Raw genomic sequence first — 23,442 nt, 5'->3', positions numbered from 1 at the left:
ACGGTCAATCCCACAAGGTCGTTTGTGCTGTCGTGGTCTTAATGTTATCTCAATCCTTTGGGAGTTAAGTTTAAGTTTTAGTTTATCTTGTTATTATTTGATAACCTTATGTTTTGTGAAGAAAAAAAGAGAGACCAGTGGACTGATCCCTCTCAAAAAGATGAAGTTTATTAACTTTGCTTGGTTTTTAAAGGGCTACCATTTCAGCAAATTAAACTGTTCCATATCGATGGTGTTGCGGTTGCGGTAAATGGCAAGGATGATCGCTAAACCCACGGCGGCTTCGGCAGCAGCAACAGTCAGAACAAAGACGGTAAAAACTTGTCCTTTGATTTCGCCGGGATCGAGGAAGTTAGAGAAGCCCATAAAGTTGAGATTGACGGAGTTTAGCAATAGCTCAATGGACATCAACACGCGGACGGCATTGCGACTGGTCACTAAACCGTAAATGCCGATGCAAAATAGGGCGGCAGCGAGAACCAGGATGTATTCGAGTTGAATTTGCATGGGTGTCAAGAAAAGCTTAGTTTTGTTTGGATTTGGGGCTATTTGCGCCAGCGAGCTCCCGGGGACGCTCTGGTAGTTGGAGGCCAGTACTCCCTTCTTCTGTGGTTGTAATCTCAGGAATAATATCGCGACGGGCCAGGATAATCGCGCCCACCATGGCAATCAGGAGGAGCACTGAAGCTAGTTCAAAAGGCAGGAGGAAATCGCTAAAGAAATGTTTGGCGATCGCCACCACAGAATTGCCCACTGCTGCCGGAGAAATTGCTGACAATTCCCAAGGAGTTACCAAAACCATCGTGCCAAGGAGAGCGAAAAGACCCAAGCAGACCAGAGCCGTTGCCCCCTGACGAAGGAGACGACCAGGCATCTGACTGAAGTCTTCTTTTTTATTCACCAACATGATGGCGAATAAGATCAAAACATTAATCGCCCCTACATAAATCAAGACCTGGGCTGCCGCGACGAAATCCGCATTTAACAGAATATAGAACCCAGAAATACTGATAAACACGCCCCCCAGCAGGAACGCTGAGTAGACAATATTTTCAAAGAGCACAACCCCAAGGGCTGACCCCAGCATCATCACCGTGAGGATGACGAACGAAACAATTTGAACACCTTCTGCTAAATTCACAGTTTTTTTAAAACTCCTGCTAAATTCACACCTGCACTAATCTTGCTTAGTCTATCGTGGCTTTATTGATCTGCCGTTTCTTGTCGCTTTTCGGCCTGTAAGCGTTCGAGAATATCCTCTGGATGCTCGCCAGCCCGCTGACTGCCTTGGGGGAGATCATGGGGGTCAATGACACCTTGGGGCAAGTAGGCCAACTCCCGGAGAGGCGTCACCATTGGATCTTGGGTGACTTTGTAGGGCAGACGACCCAGGGCCACATTATCGTAGTTCAATTCGTGGCGATCGTAGGTGGCCAGCTCATATTCTTCTGTCATCGATAGACAATTGGTGGGGCAGTATTCGACACAGTTACCGCAGAAGATACAAACCCCAAAGTCGATGCTGTAATGCTTGAGAGTTTTCTTTTTGATGCTTTTATCAAATTCCCAATCCACGACGGGGAGGTTGATCGGACAAACTCTTACACAGACTTCACAGGCAATACATTTATCGAATTCAAAGTGAATTCTGCCGCGAAACCGTTCTGAGGGAATCAGCTTCTCGTAGGGATATTGCACTGTCACGGGGCGTCGCCGCATGTGATCAAAAGTTACCGAGAGACCCTGGCCAATATACTTCGCTGCCTGGGCTGCATCCTTGGCATAGTCACCGACTTGTTTGAGGATTTTAAACATAGGACATAGGGTGAGAAGATCAACAAAGAAGGAGAAAGAAACGACGAAGCCTTAGCCCCCAAAAGCAATGGGGAAAGCAAGTTTTAGGGCCGCCGTGAGCAATAGGTTAACAAGGGCAACGGGGAGGAGAAACTTCCAGCCAAAGTTCAAGAGTTGGTCAATGCGTACTCGCGGTAAAGTCCAGCGTAGGAGGACAGCGATAAAGACCAGGGCATAGGTTTTCACGAGGGTCATAATAATCCCCAAGGAGGCGGTGATCACCTGGAGCCAAGGGGTGCTGGGGGCAACGTTTAACCAACCGGCAAGCTTATCGAGGGGAATCGGGAACTCCCAACCGCCTAGGTAGAGAATCGAAACAATCAGGGCCGAAAGCACGAGGTTGACATAGGAGCCAACGTAGAACAGACCAAATTTCATCCCGGCATATTCGGTTTGGTAGCCAGCGACGAGTTCTTCTTCTGCTTCGGGTAGGTCAAAGGGGAGTCGTTCACATTCGGCAAGGGCGGCAATCCAGAAAATGAGGAAGCCAATGGGTTGTCGCCAAATATTCCAGCCTAAAATGCCGTAACCGGATTGTTGTTCAACAATGTCAATGGTGCTCAGGCTATTGGACATCATGGCGATCGCCAATACAGCCAGGGCCAGGGGAATTTCGTAGCTGATTGATTGGGCGGCAGCACGCAGTCCCCCCAGTAACGCATATTTATTATTAGAAGAGTAGCCTGACATCAAAAGGCCAATGGGAGCGATGCTTGAGAGGGAAATCCACAGAAAAATCCCCACGTTCAAATCCGTAATCACCAGGTTTTGCCCGAAGGGAACGATGAGATAGGACAAAAAGACCGGAATGACCACGAGAGCAGGCCCGAGGGTAAAGAGCCAGGGATCTGTTTTAGCGGGGACCACATCTTCTTTAAAAACCAGCTTTAAACCATCGGCCACCGGCTGTAAAACCCCTAGGGGGCCTGCATATTCCGGGCCAACCCGTTGTTGGGCTGCCGCTGAAATTTTTCGCTCTAACCACACCACGACTAAAACACCCACTGTCGCGCCAATAATCATCAGTAACAACGGTAGGGGTAGCCAAATAGTCTTGGCAATTTCATGGGACAACCCAAAGGATTGGAGGGTTTCGATAAAACTACCTTGAAGATCGATTCCTGAGTTCATAGGGGTTCTTTGGCCTGCACGATGGATTGTTAAGGGAATGTATCGAGGCAGGGATTTCCAACAAAAGTGACATCACTGAATTAGTATATCGTTGTTCCGGGAAACTCCGTTATCAGAACCTCTTAGGGAATTTTAGGGGCTATTGATAAGTTTTTCTAAACCAAGGTACGTCAATGGCCACGGCAAAACGCCAGGATTGGAAAATCGCCCTTAACTGATTTGGAAAATAAACGTCACCTTATCGCCTTTGCCTAAACCAATGCGATCGCCGGCCCGGAGTCGATGTCGATTACCCACGGGGAGGGGCACATGGTTGATATAGGTGCCATTGGAACTACCAGTGTCTTCGATATAGTAGAGGCCCGCTTCTTGGCGCAGGTCGGCGTGTACCCGTGATACCACCTCAGAACTCGGGAAACCAGAAACATCAATATCTGGTGGGACGGTCTCATTCGGTTTGCCGATGTGAATCACATCGAGGTGTTCAGGAATTTCTAAGGCCACCTGGGTTTGCACATGGAGCAAGCTGGCGGTCTGCACTTGAATTTGGGTTGCCTGCATTGATCCCTGGACAGTGGTTGGGGCAGGAGCAGGAGCAGGCGTTGGCGGCACCTCTGGGGCAGGGCTTGGTTCTTCAAAATCAAATGTGAAAGGATCAGGCAATTCTGGAGATTCGGCAACGGCAGGGGCAGCGGCTTCTTCTTCCTCGAAAAAGTCAGGAAAATCAGGGAAATCCGCTTCGGGAATCTCTGGGAAATCCAGGGTGGGCTCAGGGGGATCTGTGGGGGGGGCGCTGGCACTGGGGGCATTGGGAACCACAGTTTTGGGTAACTCCTCTGTTACTGCCATGGGAGCGGCCTGTTGCAGGTTAAAGCCACATTGACCACAGAAGGCGGCATTACTTTGGACGCTAGCGCCACATTGGGGGCAAGCCGATGCTTGGGGGAGGGGGGTATAACAGGCTTCGCATTGGACAGCGCCGTCAGGATTTTGGTGGTTACAGTTGGGACAACTAATCATGACAGTGGGTGGTCAAAGGGAAAAGAATGGTTTTATTTTAAGGCTCTGGGCGAGATTTCGTTTGATAGATTGCTTGATCGGGGGCGAGGCGATCGCCAGCAGCAGCATCCAGGAGCCACCAGAGGACACCGTGGTCTGGGTTGATCAGTTTACTGGGATAGGCAAACCCATCGGCATCGCTATGGAAAATTTTCTGGAGCGCCTCCTGTTTATTTTCCCCAGCGACTAAGAAAAGAATGTTCTGGGCGGCATTAATCAGGGGCACGGTAAAGGTCAGCCTGGGTTCTCCCTGTTTTTCACCGACGGTGATGAGGCGATCGCCAACCGTTAGGGCCGCCGTTTGGGGAAAGAGCGAAGCAGTATGGCCATCATCCCCCATACCCAACAGCACAATATCGAAACTGGGCCAGGGGCGATCGCCAAAAAAATTTCTCAACGTTGCGTCATAGGCCGCTGCATCTTGCTGGGGGTCTGCGGCTGCGGTCGGCATCGGGTGAATATTGCCCTCCGGAATCGGCACCTGATCCAGCCAGGCGAGCCGGGCCATCCGTTGATTACTATCGGGGTGATCGGCAGGTACATAGCGTTCATCTCCCCAAAAAATGTGGAGTTGCGCCCAGGGGAGGGATTGCTCTGCTAATTTTTCGTATAAAGGTTTGGGGGTACTGCCGCCGGCAAGGGCAATGGTACAGACACCACGACGGGCGATCGCCTCCTCAATCCGGCCCATGACAATACGCAGCGCCCGTTTAATGAGTTCCGGTTTGTCATCCAGGATTTCCAGGTATTTTGTCATAAACTTTACAGAGGACGAACCATGCCCCCTAAAATAGCGTTACTCGTCATTCTAGTGGTGACACCCATAAACGCCCATTGACTGATACATAAAGTATGAATAATGTTCGCCTTGCTTCTTTTACGTCCCTGAGCCTCAAGATTTTGGGGGGCGTACTGTTAATTTCTTCTTTCGTTGATTACGTCATTGCCGCCTTCCCGTGGCTGCCCCTGGACAATGCTTGGCAAATTAATTTCACAAATCAGGTAGTCGGTAGAGGGCTTAACCCTTTGATTGGGATTGTGGCTCTGCTTCTGGGCAGTTGGCTAGATGACAATGCCGGAAAACCAGCAAAACTGCGCGCCTCCATTACAGATGGTCGTTTTTTAAGTTTTCTTTTTTCCCTCGTCCTTGGAGTGATCTTCTTGATTCTCATCCCTATCCACCTCGATAATATGCAGGGCATTCGGGAACAGGCGATCGCCCAAATTGAACAAGAAACCCAACAACGGGAACAACAAGTCCAGCAGCAATATAGCCAACTCCAAGCCCTTGCCCAAAACCCCGAAGCCAAACAACAACTAGAGCAACAGATCCAAGAAATTGAAACAGCCCTCAACTCTGGTCAAGTTCCCCCCCAGCAGATCGCCGAAGTCGAAGCTCAAAGACAAGAATTCCTCAACTACCAAACATTCGTCAATGACCCCGAAGCCCTGAATGCGCGGCTAGAAGAATTACAACAAAGCGTTGTTGAACTCCAGACACAACAGCGCCAAGAAGCCAACCGCAGTGTCCTCCAGGAAATTATCCCAACCACTATCCGCAGTCTCTTGTTAGGAATTGCTTATCTGATTGTGGGTTGGCTTGGCGTTCGCAATGCTTGGTTCAATAAAACAAGCCCATCCCAAGCCCCCAAACCTGAAGCACCTGCCGATTCCGAATAATACTTTTCCCGCTTGGGGTGACCTCGACGGGTACTTGTCACCCCACTTTTTCCAACACAGTAGCACCCAGACACGTTGGCAACCCCAAAGAATTCAGTAAAATAGATTACGTCGTCTTTTTTCTTAACATTTCACTTATTTTTCTACCCTAGTCCCCAAAATTTCCCTGATTTCCTAAACCGACAAAAACGACTACCCACTGTACATATTCCCGCCATTTCGTCCACCATCTCCCTACCAGGAAACCTCGCCCTACCGTGTTAGAACGTCTGAAACAAGATTTAAAAAACGATCTGATTGCCGGGTTGCTCGTTGTTATCCCCCTAGCGACCACCATTTGGTTGACGATCACGATTGCGACTTGGGTGATTAATTTTTTGACGCAAATCCCTAAGCAGATTAATCCGTTCGATGGCCTGGACCCAATCTTGACCAATGCCTTAAATATTGGCGTTGGGATCACCGTTCCCCTGACATTTATTCTGGTGATCGGTCTGATGGCACGAAATTTTGTCGGACGTTGGCTGTTAGATGTCGGAGAACAAATTCTCCAAGGGATTCCCCTAGCAGGCGCAATTTATAAAACCCTCAAGCAACTATTAGAAACTCTCTTGCGGGATTCCCAGAGTCGCTTCCGACGGGTAGTGATGGTGGAATATCCGCGACCTGGTGTTTGGACTCTAGGTTTTGTCACAGGAACAGTCAGTCCCCAATTACAGGCCCAGGTGGCCGATCCCCTCTTGAGTGTGTTTATTCCGACGACTCCGAACCCCACCTCTGGCTGGTATGCAATGGTGCCAGAAGATGATGTGATCAACCTCTCAATGTCCATTGAGGATGCCTTTAAAGTCTTAATTTCTGGGGGCATTGTGAGTCCGGATGCAGAGACCGAACGAAAATCAGTGCGGGGCACAATTCCCCTCAATTTGACCCGCCGTAAAAAGTCCCGTGAATTGGAGCGTCCCCTCGAAGAATTAAACAGTCCCCAGGCGGATATGCTTTCTCTAGAGGAAGAAGTGTAGTTTAATGGTGCCTCTGAGTGACGTTGATTTTCCTTATTGTTTATCCCTAGTTAGACTATGCCCGCCCGTAAACAGCCCCGTAGTGTTGCCCGTGAAATTGCTCTACTGAGTTTGAGCCAGATCAAAGGCAAGCCCGATAAGTTAGAAGCCGTAGAGCTTGATGAATTGATGTTGGCAGCGGTTCGGACCCTGAGTAGCGAAATCCATGACATTTTAGAGGATGCGGCGAGTGAGGTTTCCCGGGCAGAGGAGCAATTACTCAGAAGTGAAACGTTAGCGGTTAATGTCAAGAGTGCGCGCACAATGGCCGCAGATGCCCTGGAATTGACTCGTGCGGCAATTAATCGTTTGGGTCATGTGGTGGAATTGCCAGAATTTTTGCAGTTGACCCGCCAACATGAGGTGCGCAATTTTGCGTTAGAGATTCTCACAACCCTCCGCCGTCGCAATGATCAAATCAAAGAGGTCATTGACGGGTCTTTAGTGGATTGGCAATACCATCGTCTGCCCCGCTTAGACCGTGATATTCTGCGCATCGCTGTGGCTGAAATTTTGTTTTTAGAAACGCCCTATAAAGTGGCCATCAATGAGGCCGTAGAACTGGCAAAACGCTATTCTGACGAAGATGGCCATCGTTTCATTAATGGTGTTCTGCGCCGGGTTAGCGATCGCCTCCGGGCTGAAGACAGCCTCAAATAGATGCCCTTCAGGTCGTTATTATCATTATCTTAAGAAACTCGTCCCTAAACCAAAAACAATACTGGTGAGCACTAATAGGAGATGTTCGGGGGCGATCGCCACGGTGACGCCAGTACTATTGAGGATGGCATTCACACCACTACCGAGGGCAATGCCTGCGACCAGGGCGACAATCCCAATCAGAGCGGCTCGCCCGAAGCGTTGTTCTTTACGGTAAAGCAAATAAATATTCGCGATCAATGCCACAGTCAAAAGAGTTGAAGTGAGATCCGTTGCGAGGAATATTCCGGCAATGGCGATCGCCCCATTGACACCGAGGGCGGTATATAGAGTGTTGGTTTCTGGTGTATCCCGTAAATTGACCAACCACTGGGGCAGTTCGGGAGACTTCATCAGCGGTTGAGACGCCTGCGCTTTCTTCTGAGAAGTTTCTGCAAAGCGAATTTTATCCGGAACATCTAGGGTGCCCTGTTGCCGTTGTCTAAGGCGGTCCATAATAATCGCATCGTAGGCCGCTTCGAGTTTGTCCACTACGGCGCGATCGCCTTCGTATTGGGCGCTTAGTTTTTGTTTGGCTGCTTGGATCTCTTCAAATGAAGCCGTTTTTGCAAGCCCAAGGGTTTCGTAGGGATTTTGTTCGCTCATTCTCCTCCTCCTGTGAGCATGCCACTGGGTTATTGGAACATCCTTAGATTCTTAATGTAACCCAATCATCATACAGTTTATTATTATGAGCGTTTTCCGGTGCGCTTTCCATAGAGCAAAATTTTTTCTGGTGATGATAGCCGGGGCGATCGCCTCAAGACTTGCCTAGACCAGAGAGCATACATCCCCATACTTAACGCTAGCTGATCAACGGAGTAGGTACTTGAACCACTCAGGCTCCCTAACTCGCTGCAATGTACAAAATCTCAGAGACCATCCCAAAGACCCTCCACTAAGCGATCGCGTAGAGGCCAATGAACAGACAAGCACAAAAATACAATCCTCCCAGACTGTGGTTCGTGCCCGTTGATCGCACTCGGCACTAAAATAAGTCCATTTTGTCGATCCATAAAAACTCAAGCTTGAGTTTTTATGGATCGTCTTTCTTTCGATCTGGCTTTGTAAACATAAGTTTATGTTAATTAGTTAAAGACGTCCTGAATTTTGTCAGTTTCATGAAGCTTCTTTTAATCTCAGATTAATTAGGCACTAATTTTATAGAAAAAAGCTTCATTATATAGAATTTATAAAAATCAAGCTTTAAAGGGTTGACCTTCCTTTTGAAAGGGAATAAAACTGAAGTACAAACAAATACGTAAGTAACAAAAAGAAGTAAACCACAATCTGCTTCAGTATAATCACGTACTCTTACCCCAAAAGAAGTATTTTATTCATCTTTCTTCTTTGAGAGAAGGTTCATGGAGATCCTTCTGGGGCACTTGAAACCTCTACTTGCAAGGATCAAAGCGATATACGTACGTGTTTTCCCAAAAAAATCCTAGAAGTAGGGAGTAGTTCTTCTACCGAGATTTCAAGGAAATTAAGTGTTCTGAGGCTTGGTTTATACGGGAAATTTAGACTTGATGGTTTGGGTCTTACCTTTGCCTAGCAGCAAGACTAAATTAATTAGTTACGCATTTGTTGAAATCAAACTGAATTCTATTGAGGATTCCTTACAATGGCTAAATTCAATTCTTCTACAATCGCATTCGCAACCATCATCGCTTTTGGTGCCATCGGTCAAGCCGCACAGGCTGGCGAAAGCTACGTTACTAACAGAGACATCACTAGCTGGTCTCGAACGACTACTAACCTTACCTTAGACAGTGATGAATGGTCTAATGGTCGCCGTGATTGGGGCAGCTACGCTTACAAAACATATCAAGATGGGTCTGTAACACAGGAAATCGACTGCTACTGTGGTGGCTATGACGTTACGACAACTTTTAAGGACTTTACTTTCCATACTGCCTCTGCTGGTGAAACTGGTTATGAAACTTTCGGCAGTACAACGAAACTTGATGGTAGCATTTTCACGCAATCTGGATCTGACACTACAGAGCATGAAACTGCTGCCGGCAACCGATAATCTCATCGGTAATTTATCACGTAGCTAAGTTTCTAACTATTACAGATAGAATCATGAAAAGAATGCTAGGTTTGGCGATGGCATTGTTCATCGCCAGCCCGGCATCTGCGGGTAATCTGCTCCAGGGAGAGCCTTATTATGATGGTTTATACACAGGCGCTCCTTTATCTTTGGATATAGAGCCAGATCCTTTTGCATCTGTACCCACAATCCGGGCTAATTTTTTTCATTCCATTGAGCCATTCTACGGCGGCTCCACAGAAATTGATATTACAGAAGAATCTCGTGGGCAATCCAGCATTTTCGAAACAGAATTCTCTCAAAATGTAGTTTCTGGATCGATGAACCCCATCAATGGTGGTGTCGAATTCGAAAATTACACAGTCGAAAGTCAATATTCGTACGCATCAGAATTTACAACACGAGGTTCCTCTACAACGGTCAAAGGCTCAGCAGAGACCTATGGCACCACCTTTATTTTTGAAAGCAATCTCTCCGTTGATTTCTAAAGGTTTCATTTATGTTTGGTCGAAAATTCTTCACACTTTTAACGGCTGTCTCCACAGTGTTCCTGACTCCTATTTACGGAGCGGCTCAAACGATGCAAGATCAAAGTAATACGATGAATAATGAAAATTCATTGGGGAATAGTGCGACTGGGGTAGTCAACCAAACCGCTGTGTACAACTTAGGTCAAAGTGCCACCTACGGTTTTAGAGGGATCGTTTGTCCCCGCCCTTCCTTTGTGCTCAGTGGCTCTGCAAATGGCAATACATTTGATGGGGAGAGTTCAAATTCCTACGCTCTTTCCGGTGCCATTATTGTGCCCCTCGGTGGTCAAGTGGGCAGCAACTGTAGAGATTTCAGCACTACCCTACTGGAAAGAGAGCAAGCCGAATTAGAAAAGTTTCAAATCCAAACTTCAGCGGAAACAGTCAAACTTTGTGCTGACATGATTTCTTCAGGCATTCAAGTAGATCCAGAGGTTTATCCAGTATTAGCGCGGCAATGTTCTGCGGTTCGGTTGGTTTCACAAGGACGGACTTCTAGCACAAATGAAGCCCGACAAAATGAATCGACTCACAATAAGCTAGATGATGATGTAGAATTGTCTGCTAATTACTTAAAGACTGATTAAATATAATATTTTGAGTGGTGAGGAAAAATATCTCAAAGGCTATATAAAAATAAAAAAAGAGTGGCTAAAAAAAATTTTCAGCTTACAGTAGCTCATGTCTTTGCATTCTAAAGCACTAAAACACAGTCGTTTTGTTACTAACTCCAAGTGTTTTTATTGCCATACTTAGAGGTCCGTCAAATAGGCATGGAATTGTTGTATTGAAATATCCTACTGTATCTTTTGGTTCACAGTATTTTTCTTGAGTTAATTTTGTATCAGTAACTCAAGAAAATAAAGTCAAAGTGCTTTTATTAAGATCTATTTTAAAACAGTACAGCTTGACAGAAAGAAAAACCAGAAGGGACGCCTATTTTATTTCGTTTTCTTCCCAGAGCAGCAGGACATTTTTTTCTGTAAAAGCAGAGCAATTTGTACTGAAATCATTATCAATAACGACATTAGATTCTTCGATCAAGATATTTGTACCGTTGCTTGTATCTGCTTCAGAGTCTAGTACAATGGGGTACTGTGGTTGTTGACATGCAGCATTAACGAGTACTTTGACTGGGAATACAACCGAATCATCGCTATAGGTGTAGACATTGGCGTGGTAGTAATAGCTATAGTCATCATAGTCGTAATTATATTCATAACCATACCGATACTGGTAATCAAAATCAATGAATACAGGTTCACTTTTTGCCTGTTGAACAACGATAAATGATAGACCACTGAGGGCTGTTGTAAACAGTTTATTCATCTTGCTCTTTTCCTCCCTTGACTTAATTGATCAATATTGGAGCGATCAGTTTGAGTGAAATTTTTTGTAAAAGAATTTTTGCTGAAAGCACATCTCTTGGATTTGTTGGTGCTTAATGTTGTACTCAGTGCTTTCGGTCATGAATTATTTATGTTTACGATGAGAAAAATTCGAGGTTGAGTGATTGAAATATTGATGCTCTCCCCCTAAATGATAACAATATTTGAGAAAGCATGACTACGTAGCTTAAATAAAAATTCAAGATATGTTTCGATGCTCAAAAATAGTAAACAAATATTACATAAGCAAGAGGGGTATTGATGACCTTCGTTTAGTAGTCTGAATCTAGTCTACCTCTAACTTCTTGGGATAAATTGAAGTCTCAATTTTGAAAGCTTGGTGATGCATCTTTTTTCTAACACAATTAATTTAACAGGCAAAGGTTGTCTAAAATTATCAAAAAAAGAAGAAGGTAAAATTTTCTACTTCGGAAAGCCGTCGTGGAGTTTGGGAAAGCAGCAAAAGTTGCTTTTTATGTTCTGGCTCCCTTCAGGCCATTTTTAGGGCTTGCCCACTGGTCAAATTGAATTTTTAAAAACTCTGGGGCGGCTCAGGGCGATCGCCATAGACTTTTCGCAGAATTACACTAAAATAATGTGTTAGGGAGGAATATGATCGCACACTAATCAAACAAGCTTTAGTTTGAAGCCTTGATTTACTATTCGCCGAAAGTATCTTGAAGAGTCTATGGCCGGTGCCAAAATTTTAGTTGTTGATGATGATCCAGCAATTCGCACACTAATTGTTCGATTTCTCGGGCAGAAAGGTTATGCAGTGGCAGCAGCAACGGATGGACAATCTGCTAAAGAAACATTTCAATCCTTTAGTCCTGACCTGGTAATCCTCGACATTAATCTGCCAGATACCCTCGGCTATGCCCTCTGTGAGCAAATGCAAGAGTCGAAGGATACTTACGTGTTGATTCTGACCAGTCGCACCGATGCGACCGATAAAGTACGAGGCTTTACCCAAGGGGCAGATGATTACCTGACTAAACCCTTTGACATTATTGAGCTTGAACATCGTGTCCATGCGATTCTCCGCCGTCAGCGATCGCCCGTTGCCCCCCCAGCCCAAGACCAAAGCCTCGATTTTGCTGATTTAAACATTGACCCGATGCGCCATGTGGTCGCTGTCAAGGGAGAACCCGTCAACCTAACGGCCCTAGAATTCAACCTGCTCCACTTCCTCGCGAAAAATGCGAACAAAGTTTGGCGGCGCTCAGAACTGATTCAAGCAGTGTGGGGCTACGATTACCTAGGCGATCAACGGGTCGTGGATGTCCATATCGGACAAATTCGTCGCAAACTTGACAACCTCATGCAGCAAGAAAACCCGATCAAAACTGTGCGGGGTGTGGGCTATATGTTTGAAACAACATTAAACTCCTTTAGCGAAACCCGCTGATCAGTTCCCAGTCTGTAGCGTCATCTGACAGGAAAAGACCCCCCAAAAGTGAGGGTCCGAAACCCTATCTTGGTCTTTTCTCTTCCCTCTGCTGCCTATAATTAAGGCTGATCTATTTTTTTGCTTTGCCCATGAGTGAAACCTCGCAAACCATTCAACTCCCCAGCCTAGAAAGTGCGATCGCCCTCTCTGGCGTCAAGGAAGAAAACCTCAAATTTCTATCCCAGCACACCGGCACAACTGTGGTCTTACGGGGACAAGAGCTACTGGTGCGAGGTCGCGAAAAGGCCGTTAATCGTTGCGTTAAAGCACTCTATTTCCTGCAACCTTTTTGGGAAACAGCCCAACACATCTCCCAACCAGATCTACTGACGGCCTTCCATGCCATCGATACCCACCAAGTCGAAGAATACCAAGACCTCCAAAAGCAGACCCTAGGAAAAACCAGACGTGGCGAATATATCCGCGCCAAAACATTTCGACAGCGCCAATATATCCAACTCATTCAAAAACATGACATCACCTTTGGCATTGGGCCGGCGGGTACTGGGAAAACCTTTCTCGCTTCAGTCCTAGCCGTCCAAGCCCTGCTCCGGGATGAAGTCGAACGCTTGATTTTAACCCGGCCAGCGGTGGAAGCTGGGGAAAAATTAGGCTTTTTGCCGGGGGACTTGCAACAAAAAGTTGATCCTTTCCTGCGTCCTCTATACGACGCCCTCTACCAATTTATCGATCCGCTGAAACTGCCTGAACTAATGGAAAAAGGGCGCATTGAAATCGCACCATTAGCCTACATGCGGGGACGCACCCTCAGCAATTCCTTTGTGATCGTCGATGAGGCCCAAAATACGACCCCAGCCCAGCTCAAAATGGTGCTGACACGGTTGGGTTTCGGTTCTAAGATGGTGATCACCGGGGACATCACCCAAACGGATTTGCCGAGTCATCAGTCTTCGGGATTGATTATGGCGAGTAAGATTCTCCAGTCTGTAGAAGGGATTGGCTTTTGTTATCTGACGGATGCTGATGTTGTGCGTCACCCCCTCGTCCAGAGAATCGTTAGCGCCTATGATCGATTTGAGAGCCATGGTACGACCAGCCAAAAACGGCGGCCTTTGGGACAAACGAAAGGAGGGTAGCAAGGGGGCCATACCCTAATCACCTATTTTGTTATGACGACAATTCTAGTCATTGAAGATGATGATATTGTGCGGAAGCTAATCCGTAAAATCCTAGCGCAGCAACAATATGCAGTCCTAGAAGCCGCCGGGGGACATCAGGGTGTACAGTTAGCCCTGGCGCACCAACCGGATTTGATTGTTTGTGATGTGATGATGCCGGGGATAGATGGTTATGGGGTCTTGCAAAAGCTCCAGGCCGAAGCGGCAACGGCGATGATCCCCTTTGTGTTTTTAACGGCCCGGGCGGAAAAACAGGACATTCGCCAGGGAATGCGTTTGGGGGCGGATGATTATTTAACAAAACCATTTACAAAAGAAGAGTTACTGTCGGCGATCGCCATCCGGTTGAGTAAGTTATCTTCTTTGCAACAGCACTATAGCCCCCCAGATGCATCGCCAAAGGCAGCGCCCCAGACAACGCCCCCAGCACTGAGAAATGATTGCAGCGATCGCTTTAGTCTCCAGGAAACCTTCGAGGCGATCGCCCTGACCCTCCAGCAAGATGATGCTGCATTTTTACCGCTATTTGTCGTTGGCTTTGAACGGTTTGCCCAGATCTGTGCCGACCTCGAACCCCAGGAAATTGACCAGCTCAACCAGGCGATCATCAATCGTCTAAATCAAGGGCTCCAAGGGCGAGGAAGAGTTATTTGTTTGGCGGCTGGGGAATTTTGCCTCGTTTTAAATCGCGCCTATGTCCAGGCCGATACCGGAGCAATCGCCCAGGAAATCCTTGCTGCTTTCGAGCAATTTTTAACCACTGCCACCGAGGAGTTTTTCCTGTCCGTGAGCCTAGGGATTGCTGAATATCCCCAGGATGCCGACAATCTCAGGGATTTAGTCGCCCAGGCCCAGGCCGCCCAGCGCCAGGCCCAAAATTTAGGGGAGCCGCGCTATCAATTTGCCAACGCAATGACGCCGCAAAGTTACCCCAAGGGCCTTGATCTAGCCGATGATCTGCGGGATGCCTATCACCAGCATCAGTTAACGGTTCATTATCAGCCCCAATGCCAACTGCCAGGAAAAGAGATGGTGGGGGCGGAGGCCCTGCTGCGGTGGGAACATCCCCTGAGGGGTTCTATTCTGACTGAGGAAATTTTGGCGATCGCCAACCCCATCGGTTTACTCGAACTTCTCGATCAATTTGTGCTGACCCAAGCCTGTCGTCAGCTCCGCCGCTGGGCAAACCAAGACCATCAAACGTTCCAAATGGCGGTCAACCTCTCGGCGACTCAATTTAATCAACCCCACTTCCACCAAGATCTCAGCCACTTACTGATTGAAAATGGCTTAAACCCAGCAAACCTCGTGTTAGAACTCACGGAGTCAACCCTCTTAGACAATGCCCCGTTAACCATTCGCCGCCTCAAGGCGATTAAAACCCTCGGTGTCAAAATTGTTCTGGATGATTTTGGTCTCGGTTATAGCTCTTTGACTTACCTCAAAAAATTTCCCTTTGATTTCCTCAAGCTAGACCCCAGCTTAATCCGCAACATCCACCAAAAATCGGCACAACAGACAGTAGTGCGATCGCTAATTAACACGGCCCACCAACAGAAACGCTTAGTGATTGCGGAGGGGGTTGAAAACGAGACAGAATTAGAGTGTTTGCAGCAACTCAACTGCGATCGCGCCCAGGGTTTTTTGTTGGGCTATCCGATGAGCGCCCCAGAACTAGAGCAGTTACTCTTGTCCAAGACAATATTTCCCCATGATTCGGTAATCTTTGATGCCCCTGACCCCTAACACCACGGCCCCAGTAAATTCAGTGAATTCTGACCCAAGGCGATCGCCCCAAATCTCCCTGCCGGATAGCCCCTTAAAAATCGGTAACGTTGCCCTCCAGAGCCGTGTCCTCCAAGCGCCCCTATCGGGGGTCACAGATCTAGTATTTCGTCGCCTGGTACGTCGCTACGCCCCCAGTTCAATGATGTACACCGAAATGGTACGCGCCCAGGAAGTCCACCACCTCCAGACCTTACCGAGGCTCATGGAGATTGACCCAGGGGAGCAGCCGATCAGCATTCAACTGTTTGACTGTCGCCCTGATTTTATGGGGGAAGCAGCGAAAAAAGCCGTGGCCGAGGGCGCCCAAACCATCGACATCAACATGGGTTGTCCGGTGAATAAAATTACCCGCAAAGGAGGTGGTAGCTCTCTCCTGCGGCAACCAGAGGTGGCGGTGGCGATCGTTAAAGCAGTGGTGGAAGCCGTCGATGTGCCTGTGACCGTTAAAACCCGCATTGGTTGGGCTGATGCTGAAATCGTGATTGTTGACTTTGCCCGCCGGTTAGAAGATGCCGGAGCGCAAATGCTGACGGTGCACGGTCGCACCCGGGCCCAGGGTTATACCGGGAAAGCCCAGTGGCAGTGGATTAAAAAAGTCAAAGAAGTCCTCTCGATTCCGGTGATTGCCAACGGCGATATTTTTTCAGTGGATGCGGCGATCGCCTGCTTGGAAGCAACGGGAGCTGATGGGGCAATGTGTTCCCGGGGCACCTTGGGTTATCCATTTTTAGTCGGCGAAATTGACCATTTCCTCAAAACGGGACAACGGCGGCCCCAACCAACCGTGGTGGAATTGCTCCAGTGCGCCAAGGAACATTTGGACGGGCTCTGGGCCTACAAAGGACAAAAGGGCATTTACCAATCCCGCAAACATTTGACCTGGTATTGTCGGGATTTTTCGGGAGCCGCAGATTTTCGCGATCGCCTTAATAAAATCAACACCGTCGCCGAAGGTCAGGCCCTCCTCGATGAAGCCATTGAGCAGATACAAAACCAAGCCAGCATTCCCACCATCCAAACGCCCCAACTGGCGGTGATTTAACCCCTCTTGAGTTTACGAAATACCTCGTACATTTCCGGTAAACGCTTGTAGATGGCCGAGACTTTCCGGTAAACCGCATTGGGGACTGCCGGACTACCAGAAACGATTTCCCCAGGGGCAACCCGATTATTAATCCCGGTTTGGGCCGTGGCGATCGCCCCATCACCGATCACTGCTTGGTTCGCGACGCCCACCTGACCCCCAAGGAGCACATTATTCCCGACGGTGACGCCCCCTGCTAAACCCACCTGGGCAGCAAGAGCACAGTTCGAGCCGATGGTTCCCCCATGGGCTACATGGACGAGATTATCCAGTTTGGTTTGGGTTTTAATGCGCGTTTCCCCAACGGCAGGCCGATCCACCGCACTGTTACAGCCGATTTCAACGCCATCTTCGAGGACGACAATCCCCGACTGTTCCATCTTGAACCAGCCCTGGGCCGTGGGCACAAAGCCGAATCCTTCTGCCCCGATTACCGCGCCGCTGTGGATCACACAATGATTGCCAATCTTTACTCGCTCGTGGATCGTGCAATTGGCATGGAGTAAGGTATCCGCACCAATTTCCACATCGGGATAAATCACCGCATTGGCCATAATGCAAGTGCGATCGCCAATTTTCACCCCCGGATAAAGCACCACATGGGCACCCACCGAGACAGCCTCGCCCAGCTGCACCGACGGATCAATAACAGCGGTGGGATGAATCCCCGGTGCCGGACGAAACGGTTGATAAAAGACTTTGATCGCCGCCGCGAATAACAAACGCGGCTCCTTGGTACTGAGCCAAGCCAAACCCCGATCCGTCGCCCGCTGTTGCAAATCTTCATCCGCTGGCAAGATTAACGCCGAAGCTGCCGTTGTATCGACCCTTGCGGCAAATTTCCCCCCTTCGATGTAGCTGATTTCCTGGGATTTTGCGGCATCAATGGCGGCGACCCCCGTAATCTCCGGGTCACTTCCGAGGGAATGATCGATAATGAGATCAGACTTTAAAACTTGAATTAATTCAGAAACGTTCATCGAATTTTAGCTATAGAAAATGACGATTAATCTAAACAAGGGCCAAGGCATTTCCCTCAAGAAAGCTGCACCAAGCCTCACCGCCGCTTTTATTGGTTTAGGTTGGGATATAAAGCAACAGGGCACAGGGGCAGACTTTGACCTTGATGCTTCTATTTTTATGCTAGGGAATAATGGCAAGCTCATTTCAGACCAGCACTTCATTTTTTACAATAACTTGACGAGTCCCGATCCTGAACAAGCCGTCAAATTAATGGGAGACAATCGCACGGGGGCTGGTGAAGGTGACGATGAGGTGATGATCATTGATTTTCGGAAAGTACCGGAAAATGTCGCCACAATTGTGGTCGCGATTTCGATCTATGACGGGGAAGCGCGGCGGCAGAACTTTGGTCAGGTGCAAAATGCCTATGTCCGGTTGGTGAACGTGGAAACGAAAGCAGAGGTATTGCGCTATTCTCTCCAGGAACATTTCTCCAGTGAGACAGCCCTGATTATGGCAGAGGTCGTTAACGAAGGGGGCGAATGGCGTCTCAATGCAGTGGGTGATGGTTACCAAGGAGGCTTGCAAACGCTACTCGACCGCTATCAATAGTGTTTTGGCTTGCTGGTTGAGGCATTCGGGGAAGTTCCCAGCTAGTAGAACAGATGGCGATCGCATATTTTTTAAAACATCGCCTCAAAACCCTTCCCCAATTTTTGATTTTGATGCCTTGCGGAGGACGGGCAATGGGTAATTTTTCAAAATTTTGGCGCACGTTGGCGATCGCCACGGGGATTTTAACGGTTCCCCTGGTCGCCCAGGCAGAACTGGTACAGGTGGTAGCCAGTCGCAGCTACGACGAAGACTACGGCCAGTACATGGAAAAAGAGCTATACGTCAACCCCACAACCATCAGACGGCAGGGGCCATTTGCTTGGTGGGAAGTAGAAGCGGTCAACCGCGATAGCACATCGAAGGAATTGCGCTACCATGCCCGGGCCTATTATTCTGGGGACTGCTCCCGGCGGGTCACCCGTCTACGGGAAATTTCGGTGTTTATCCTCAACGGCGAAAACACTGATTTTTACAAAAACTACGGCGATCAAGGGGAAGTGAATACGGTTTCCCCCGGTTCGACGGGAGCTAGCCTCCTAGACTTTGTCTGTGGCAATGGTCGCACCGATACGGCGGCGGCCCCTCGCCTTGACGAATAGAAAACATTTCGACACGATATTCTAATGATTATTTAGCATTCATTTCGTTCTAGGAAGCTGCCCATCGATACTATTCACGGTAATCTCAAAGGTCTTAAAAGTAGTCAACTCAAGCAGTTGCAACGACTGTATCAACAGGCTGTGCCTGGCGATCGCCTCACAACTCCAGAATTAGCCCAACGGATCGCAGCCCTCAGTACAGAGCTAAACCAAGCGGTTTGTGTCTATCTCAACCGACGCGGCAAGGTAATCCGGGTTGGAGTTGGTTCACCCCGACAAACCCAAATTCCTCCCCTAGAATTGCCCCGTTATGGTGCCGAGCGTTTATCGGGTATCCGCTGCTTGACCGCCAGCCCGAAGGATGAACCGCCCAAGGAATCGAGTTTAACGGCGATGGTGCTGCAACGATTAGACGCCCTCGTGAGTTTTACGTTAACGGGAACGGGGACGACGAAACGGGGCCGGGGGGCCGCTGGCTATGTTAAAAATGTCTATGTGGCTCACTTACTCCCCCAGACCCATCCGAGCCATGCCTATTGGCTTGTTTCTGAGTCCCAAGCCCTAGAGGAGGTTTCCCAACAGGATTTTCTGGATCTGGTTGAAGGACTAGAGGCGGAGTTTCGCCGGGAATTTACCGCCCAACAAGTGGATCAAAGCCATGACCGGGTGATTCTCGTCGGCTTACAAACATCAGACATTGGCGATCGCCCTTTCCAGGATCGACTGACGGAACTGGCCCGCTTGGTGGATACCGCCGGGGGGGAAGTGCTGCTGACCCTGGAGCAAAAACGCAGTACACCCCATCCCCAAACCGTGGTTGGTACCGGGAAAGTCGAAGAAATTGCCCTCCAGGTACAAACCCTCGGCGCGAATCTTGTGGTCTTTGACCGGGATCTGTCCCCTGCCCAGGGGCGCAACCTGGAACGACAACTGGGGGTGAAGGTTTGCGATCGCACGGAAGTAATCCTCGATATTTTTGCCCAGCGGGCCCAGTCTCGCGCCGGAAAACTCCAGGTGGAACTGGCGCAATTGGAGTATCTCTTGCCGCGCTTGGTGGGTCGGGGTCAAGCCATGTCCCGTTTGGGGGGGGGGATCGGCACCCGTGGCCCTGGGGAAACGAAACTAGAAACGGAGCGCCGCACGATCCAAAGTCGCCTCAGTCGCTTGCAAAAGGAAGTCGATCAGCTACAAGCCCATCGCTCTCGGATGCGTAGTCAACGACAACGGCAGGATGTGCCCACCTTTGCGATTGTCGGCTACACCAATGCAGGCAAATCGACCTTGATCAATGCCCTCACCAATGCTGAAGTGTATGCGGCGGATCAACTGTTCGCCACCCTCGATCCCACGACTCGGCGCTTGACTCTCACCGATGAAGCCTTTCAAACTCAGACAATCCTACTAACGGATACCGTTGGTTTTATCCATGAGTTGCCTCCGGCCCTGGTGGATGCGTTTCGGGCGACCCTCGAAGAAGTCACCGAAGCCGATGCGTTGATTCATGTGGTGGATCTGTCTCATCCTGCCTGGCAGCATCAGTTAGAATCCGTCGAAAAAATTCTAGGGGAAATGCCGATTATGCCAGCCCAAGCCCTGTTGGTTTTTAATAAGCTGGATCAAGTTTCTAGTGAAGCGCTCCAGGAGGCGAAGTTGCGCCATCCACACGCTGTTTATATTTCTGCGGGCGATCGCCTCGGTTTTGAAACCCTCCGACAACGGCTTGCCCAGATACTAAAACAACTATAAAGAGACAAATTTTCGCGAGATTGTAAACCAATTGTCAAAAAACTGCGAATTTCTCCCTTAGCGTAGAACATGACTCGTTAAGCTTGAGATATGTCTACTAGATTCCGAGGAGGTTAAACGTGAATGCATCAGAACGGGCCTTAGGCGTTGAGCTGGCGACGAAAATTGCCTCGGTGGTGAATTTATTCCGAGCCGAATTCCCCGATGCAAGGGCCGACCTCAAACCCTGGCGCAATGACCCCGAAACCCGTGAATGGATGGACCCAGATTCCATTGACATTGGCTTTCACCTGCCGGGCTGGAGTCCCCGTTTCCAAAGTCGGAGTATGCTGGTGCAAATTCGCTTTTTTACAGACCCCCTAGATCAAGTGCAAACCTTTATCGGTATTGAAACGGCGGGTTTTAATCACCAGGGGGAAGCGTGGCGACTCTCAACCATTGCCCAGTGGCAACTGGTCGGCGACTATCAACCCGCTAAAGATGTGTGCGATCGCCTCCAACGATTTTCCCAAAAAGCCTTTGAACTGTTCGCTTCAGGAAATTCTGATGCTGTCACTTAGGAAGTCGGGGCACACTGTCTCGTTTCTAGCCACTGTTGCAGAATAATTTGGGCCGCTCGCTGATCGACGAGGCCCTTTTGTTGGCGGTCATATTGCTTTTCGGCTTTGAGTTGGTTTTCGGCTTCGACGGAGGTTAACCGTTCGTCTACATATTCAATAGGGAGTCCAAAGGCTTCTGCCAATTTGCGGGCAAATTTTTGGGTTTGTTTCGCCTGTTTCCCTAGACTGCCGTCCATGGCATAGGGCAGACCCACCACCAAAACTTGAATGTGGCGCTGTTCGATCCAATGGGCGATCGCCGCTAAATCTGCCTCTAAAGTGGTGCGTTGAATGGTGGTCAAAGCCGTCGCCAACAGCCCCAGACCATCACAGCCAGCCACCCCAATACGTTTACGGCCAATATCCAGGCCCAATGCTGCCACTGATTCCATCTGCTGTGCCTAATTTTCCGGGAAGAAATCCCGCTGCGGTGATTCCTTTGGTAATTTTAGGCTGGGATGATTTTTAAACCAATGGATGCGGCTGGGGATTGGCGATCGCATCGGCTGTAAACCCTGGAGTACCCCTGATAATTGCAACGCTTCGAGGGGCTGGGATTCCCGCACTTTGTGCCATACCGAACGAGACATGAGGAGTGTATGCTCCCTGGGAGTAGCACCCACCGTTTCAAAAAATTCTTCCCGTTCCGGCTGGTAATCCGTAGAGGTGGTCAAAAGCGGTTGTTCTGGTCGGATCTGGGCGATCTGGGCCATTTTGATCATCAGTTCCGGATAGAGCCAGGTGTAGGCCGGGTGTACCGTGAGGCGGCCATGGTGGGGTTTGTGGTCTTGGTGGGCTAATTGCACGGCGAAATAACCGATGGCGGCTTTTCGTTGGGGCTCGAAAACGTAGCCTTCGACCACATCCACGTGCTGCGTCCAATTTTTAACGCGGCAGATTAAATTGCTGAGGGGCGCACTCTTAAAGTCTTGAACGTGGCGATCAAAGACCTGTCTGAGCATTGGCGGCATGGAAGCGGTGTCTAGTTGGTAGAGCAAGCGGGCATCGGCATTGCCCACGGGCATCAAATTGGGTAGGGCGGGTTCCTGGAGGGCCAATTCACTGAGAATTTCCGGGGCGATCGCCCAGTAGGTAAGTTTTGCGAGGGGCTGGAACCCATTTTGACGGTAAAGGCTGAGGGTCTGTTGGGCGTTAACATTCACCTCTAAGACCCAGTTGCGGGCTTCGACAACATGGTCAAAGCAATAACGGAGCAGGGCTGAACCGGGGTCTCTGGCGGAGCCGTGGTATTGCAATTTGGGAAAATGGGGGTCAATGATTACCTGTTCAACGCGCCAGGTACTTTGGGAGGAGTTGAAGGGGGAAATCTTCACAAAGCCCACAAGCTGGCCATCGACTTCAATGACATAACCATGGAAGCTGTACTGATTAGGATTTGGAAAGAAACTCAGTAACTTAACGAGGCCGTAGAAATTCTTGGTATTTTCGAGGTGATCCTCAAGGGGCATATCGAGGGGAGAAGGCCCATCTAGATCCGCTTCGCTGGCAAAATTGGCGATCGCCGTGAGATCCCGATACTGTACTGGCCGGATGGATACTTTGCCTTGTTTGCTCATTCCCGCTGTCATGGTCAGTATTGTCCCCAATTCAGTCCGCTGTTGCCCCTATCTTAACGGGTTTATGGGCTGAATGCACCGACTTAGACTTAGCTTCAGCTTGCCCCCTGGAAATCTTGATAGCGCCGCACAATCACAAGGCGATCGCCCACGACCGGATTCCGCGCCACGAAATTTCCGGCTAAATCTTCCACAACCATCTTTTTAAAATCGAGCAACTGGGCTAATTCTAAAACCTCCATGCCGAGGCGATCTTGCAACCCCTCTCGCAAGAGATACCAAGCATCACCTACCGTAATCCGCAGGGTATTGGTGTCAAAATCCGCCTGGATCGTGCGCACAATGTTGTCCCCATAGGGTTGGGTAACTTCATCTAACTGGGCTTGAATTGCCGCGATCAAGCGCTGTTCTGGGGTCAGGGGTT

26 protein-coding genes are annotated in these 23,442 nt (G+C 49.0%); 14 read left to right on the top strand and 12 right to left on the bottom strand.

Features of this window, described 5'->3' with window-relative positions:
• Positions 1-195: 195 nt before the first annotated feature.
• The 6 genes from nuoK to pgl all read right to left on the bottom strand — a co-directional run bounded on the left by nuoK (position 196) and on the right by pgl (position 4,801).
• Positions 196-501, bottom strand: coding sequence for an NADH-quinone oxidoreductase subunit NuoK (gene nuoK / locus AACT35_RS12680; protein ID WP_198158715.1), 306 nt, complete (start codon positions 499-501; stop codon positions 196-198).
• Positions 502-523: 22 nt separating this feature from the next.
• On the bottom strand, positions 524-1,141 hold the full coding sequence (locus AACT35_RS12675; protein WP_062433086.1) for an NADH-quinone oxidoreductase subunit J: 618 nt from the start codon (positions 1,139-1,141) through the stop codon (positions 524-526).
• Between the two features lie 62 nt (positions 1,142-1,203).
• Entirely contained in the window at positions 1,204-1,815 is a 612-nt protein-coding gene (gene ndhI, locus AACT35_RS12670; protein WP_099238057.1) for an NAD(P)H-quinone oxidoreductase subunit I, read from the bottom strand.
• A gap of 51 nt (positions 1,816-1,866) precedes the next feature.
• Positions 1,867-2,985, bottom strand: coding sequence for an NADH-quinone oxidoreductase subunit NuoH (gene nuoH / locus AACT35_RS12665; protein ID WP_030007840.1), 1,119 nt, complete (start codon positions 2,983-2,985; stop codon positions 1,867-1,869).
• A gap of 210 nt (positions 2,986-3,195) precedes the next feature.
• The gene (locus AACT35_RS12660; protein WP_099238055.1) at positions 3,196-4,005 is read right to left on the bottom strand and encodes an FHA domain-containing protein; all 810 of its coding nucleotides are present in this window, start codon (positions 4,003-4,005) and stop codon (positions 3,196-3,198) included.
• Between the two features lie 37 nt (positions 4,006-4,042).
• Positions 4,043-4,801 carry a 6-phosphogluconolactonase gene (gene pgl, locus AACT35_RS12655; protein ID WP_030007841.1) on the bottom strand — a complete coding sequence of 253 codons (759 nt, stop codon included), beginning with the start codon at positions 4,799-4,801 and terminating at the stop codon, positions 4,043-4,045.
• A gap of 95 nt (positions 4,802-4,896) precedes the next feature.
• On the opposite strand from pgl, the gene AACT35_RS12650 reads away from it, so the two are divergent.
• The 3 genes from AACT35_RS12650 (at position 4,897) to nusB (ending at position 7,445) form a co-directional block, all read left to right on the top strand.
• The gene (locus tag AACT35_RS12650; RefSeq protein WP_099238053.1) at positions 4,897-5,724 is read left to right on the top strand and encodes an HpsJ family protein; all 828 of its coding nucleotides are present in this window, start codon (positions 4,897-4,899) and stop codon (positions 5,722-5,724) included.
• 257 nt (positions 5,725-5,981) lie between these two features.
• Complete coding sequence (locus tag AACT35_RS12645; protein ID WP_030007843.1) at positions 5,982-6,746, top strand: DUF502 domain-containing protein; 765 nt, start codon at positions 5,982-5,984, stop codon at positions 6,744-6,746.
• Positions 6,747-6,803: 57 nt separating this feature from the next.
• On the top strand, positions 6,804-7,445 hold the full coding sequence (gene nusB / locus AACT35_RS12640) for a transcription antitermination factor NusB (protein ID WP_012306559.1): 642 nt from the start codon (positions 6,804-6,806) through the stop codon (positions 7,443-7,445).
• Positions 7,446-7,469: 24 nt separating this feature from the next.
• Here nusB and AACT35_RS12635 read toward each other — a convergent pair whose 3' ends face one another.
• Entirely contained in the window at positions 7,470-8,090 is a 621-nt protein-coding gene (locus AACT35_RS12635) for a CPP1-like family protein (RefSeq protein WP_099238051.1), read from the bottom strand.
• Between the two features lie 1,018 nt (positions 8,091-9,108).
• Between AACT35_RS12635 and AACT35_RS12630 the strand changes: the two genes are divergently transcribed.
• The 3 genes from AACT35_RS12630 (at position 9,109) to AACT35_RS12620 (ending at position 10,657) form a co-directional block, all read left to right on the top strand.
• Positions 9,109-9,519 carry a hypothetical protein gene (locus tag AACT35_RS12630; protein WP_030007845.1) on the top strand — a complete coding sequence of 137 codons (411 nt, stop codon included), beginning with the start codon at positions 9,109-9,111 and terminating at the stop codon, positions 9,517-9,519.
• A gap of 53 nt (positions 9,520-9,572) precedes the next feature.
• Complete coding sequence (locus AACT35_RS12625; RefSeq protein ID WP_143596760.1) at positions 9,573-10,028, top strand: hypothetical protein; 456 nt, start codon at positions 9,573-9,575, stop codon at positions 10,026-10,028.
• A 92-nt stretch (positions 10,029-10,120) separates the two neighbouring features.
• Positions 10,121-10,657 carry a hypothetical protein gene (locus tag AACT35_RS12620; protein ID WP_143596759.1) on the top strand — a complete coding sequence of 179 codons (537 nt, stop codon included), beginning with the start codon at positions 10,121-10,123 and terminating at the stop codon, positions 10,655-10,657.
• A 349-nt stretch (positions 10,658-11,006) separates the two neighbouring features.
• Here AACT35_RS12620 and AACT35_RS12615 read toward each other — a convergent pair whose 3' ends face one another.
• Positions 11,007-11,399, bottom strand: a complete 393-nt coding sequence (locus tag AACT35_RS12615; protein ID WP_030008357.1) for a hypothetical protein — start codon at positions 11,397-11,399, stop codon at positions 11,007-11,009.
• 747 nt (positions 11,400-12,146) lie between these two features.
• On the opposite strand from AACT35_RS12615, the gene AACT35_RS12610 reads away from it, so the two are divergent.
• The 4 genes from AACT35_RS12610 (at position 12,147) to dusB (ending at position 16,877) form a co-directional block, all read left to right on the top strand.
• Positions 12,147-12,866, top strand: coding sequence for a response regulator transcription factor (locus tag AACT35_RS12610; RefSeq protein WP_030007285.1), 720 nt, complete (start codon positions 12,147-12,149; stop codon positions 12,864-12,866).
• A 131-nt stretch (positions 12,867-12,997) separates the two neighbouring features.
• On the top strand, positions 12,998-14,005 hold the full coding sequence (locus tag AACT35_RS12605) for a PhoH family protein (RefSeq protein ID WP_099238049.1): 1,008 nt from the start codon (positions 12,998-13,000) through the stop codon (positions 14,003-14,005).
• 33 nt (positions 14,006-14,038) lie between these two features.
• Positions 14,039-15,793 carry an EAL domain-containing response regulator gene (locus tag AACT35_RS12600; RefSeq protein ID WP_099238047.1) on the top strand — a complete coding sequence of 585 codons (1,755 nt, stop codon included), beginning with the start codon at positions 14,039-14,041 and terminating at the stop codon, positions 15,791-15,793.
• Entirely contained in the window at positions 15,777-16,877 is a 1,101-nt protein-coding gene (dusB, locus tag AACT35_RS12595; RefSeq protein ID WP_254047951.1) for a tRNA dihydrouridine synthase DusB, read from the top strand. Before AACT35_RS12600 ends, dusB begins: the two co-directional genes overlap by 17 nt.
• On the opposite strand, the gene lpxD is transcribed toward dusB, so the two are convergent.
• Positions 16,874-17,899 carry a UDP-3-O-(3-hydroxymyristoyl)glucosamine N-acyltransferase gene (gene lpxD / locus AACT35_RS12590; RefSeq protein ID WP_099238045.1) on the bottom strand — a complete coding sequence of 342 codons (1,026 nt, stop codon included), beginning with the start codon at positions 17,897-17,899 and terminating at the stop codon, positions 16,874-16,876. The genes dusB and lpxD overlap by 4 nt on opposite strands.
• 19 nt (positions 17,900-17,918) lie before the next feature.
• Here lpxD and AACT35_RS12585 point away from each other — a divergent pair, with 19 nt between their 5' ends.
• The 4 genes from AACT35_RS12585 to AACT35_RS12570 all read left to right on the top strand — a co-directional run bounded on the left by AACT35_RS12585 (position 17,919) and on the right by AACT35_RS12570 (position 21,402).
• Positions 17,919-18,494 (top strand): TerD family protein, encoded by a 576-nt coding sequence (locus AACT35_RS12585; RefSeq protein WP_062433111.1) that lies wholly within the window; start codon positions 17,919-17,921, stop codon positions 18,492-18,494.
• A 134-nt stretch (positions 18,495-18,628) separates the two neighbouring features.
• Entirely contained in the window at positions 18,629-19,096 is a 468-nt protein-coding gene (locus AACT35_RS12580) for a surface-adhesin E family protein (RefSeq protein WP_143596758.1), read from the top strand.
• A 117-nt stretch (positions 19,097-19,213) separates the two neighbouring features.
• Positions 19,214-20,842, top strand: a complete 1,629-nt coding sequence (gene hflX, locus AACT35_RS12575; protein ID WP_254047950.1) for a GTPase HflX — start codon at positions 19,214-19,216, stop codon at positions 20,840-20,842.
• 119 nt (positions 20,843-20,961) lie between these two features.
• A complete protein-coding gene (locus AACT35_RS12570; RefSeq protein WP_012306573.1) occupies positions 20,962-21,402 on the top strand; it encodes a hypothetical protein in 441 nt (146 codons plus the stop codon).
• On the opposite strand, the gene ruvX is transcribed toward AACT35_RS12570, so the two are convergent.
• The 3 genes from ruvX to AACT35_RS12555 form a co-directional block, all read right to left on the bottom strand.
• Positions 21,399-21,833, bottom strand: a complete 435-nt coding sequence (ruvX, locus tag AACT35_RS12565; RefSeq protein WP_099238041.1) for a Holliday junction resolvase RuvX — start codon at positions 21,831-21,833, stop codon at positions 21,399-21,401. The two genes, AACT35_RS12570 and ruvX, sit on opposite strands and share 4 nt — an antisense overlap.
• Positions 21,834-21,842: 9 nt before the next feature.
• Positions 21,843-23,030: a GNAT family N-acetyltransferase gene (locus tag AACT35_RS12560; protein ID WP_012306575.1), complete on the bottom strand. Its 1,188-nt coding sequence runs from the start codon at positions 23,028-23,030 to the stop codon at positions 21,843-21,845.
• Between the two features lie 83 nt (positions 23,031-23,113).
• A partial coding sequence (locus tag AACT35_RS12555; RefSeq protein WP_445267909.1) for a hypothetical protein occupies positions 23,114-23,442 on the bottom strand: 329 nt, incomplete at its 5' end.

Origin of the sequence: Synechococcus sp. BDU 130192 (assembly GCF_963876085.1) — a bacterium.
In the GTDB taxonomy this organism is placed as follows: domain Bacteria; phylum Cyanobacteriota; class Cyanobacteriia; order Cyanobacteriales; family MRBY01; genus MRBY01.
This window is presented reverse-complemented; position numbering and strand designations above follow the sequence as displayed.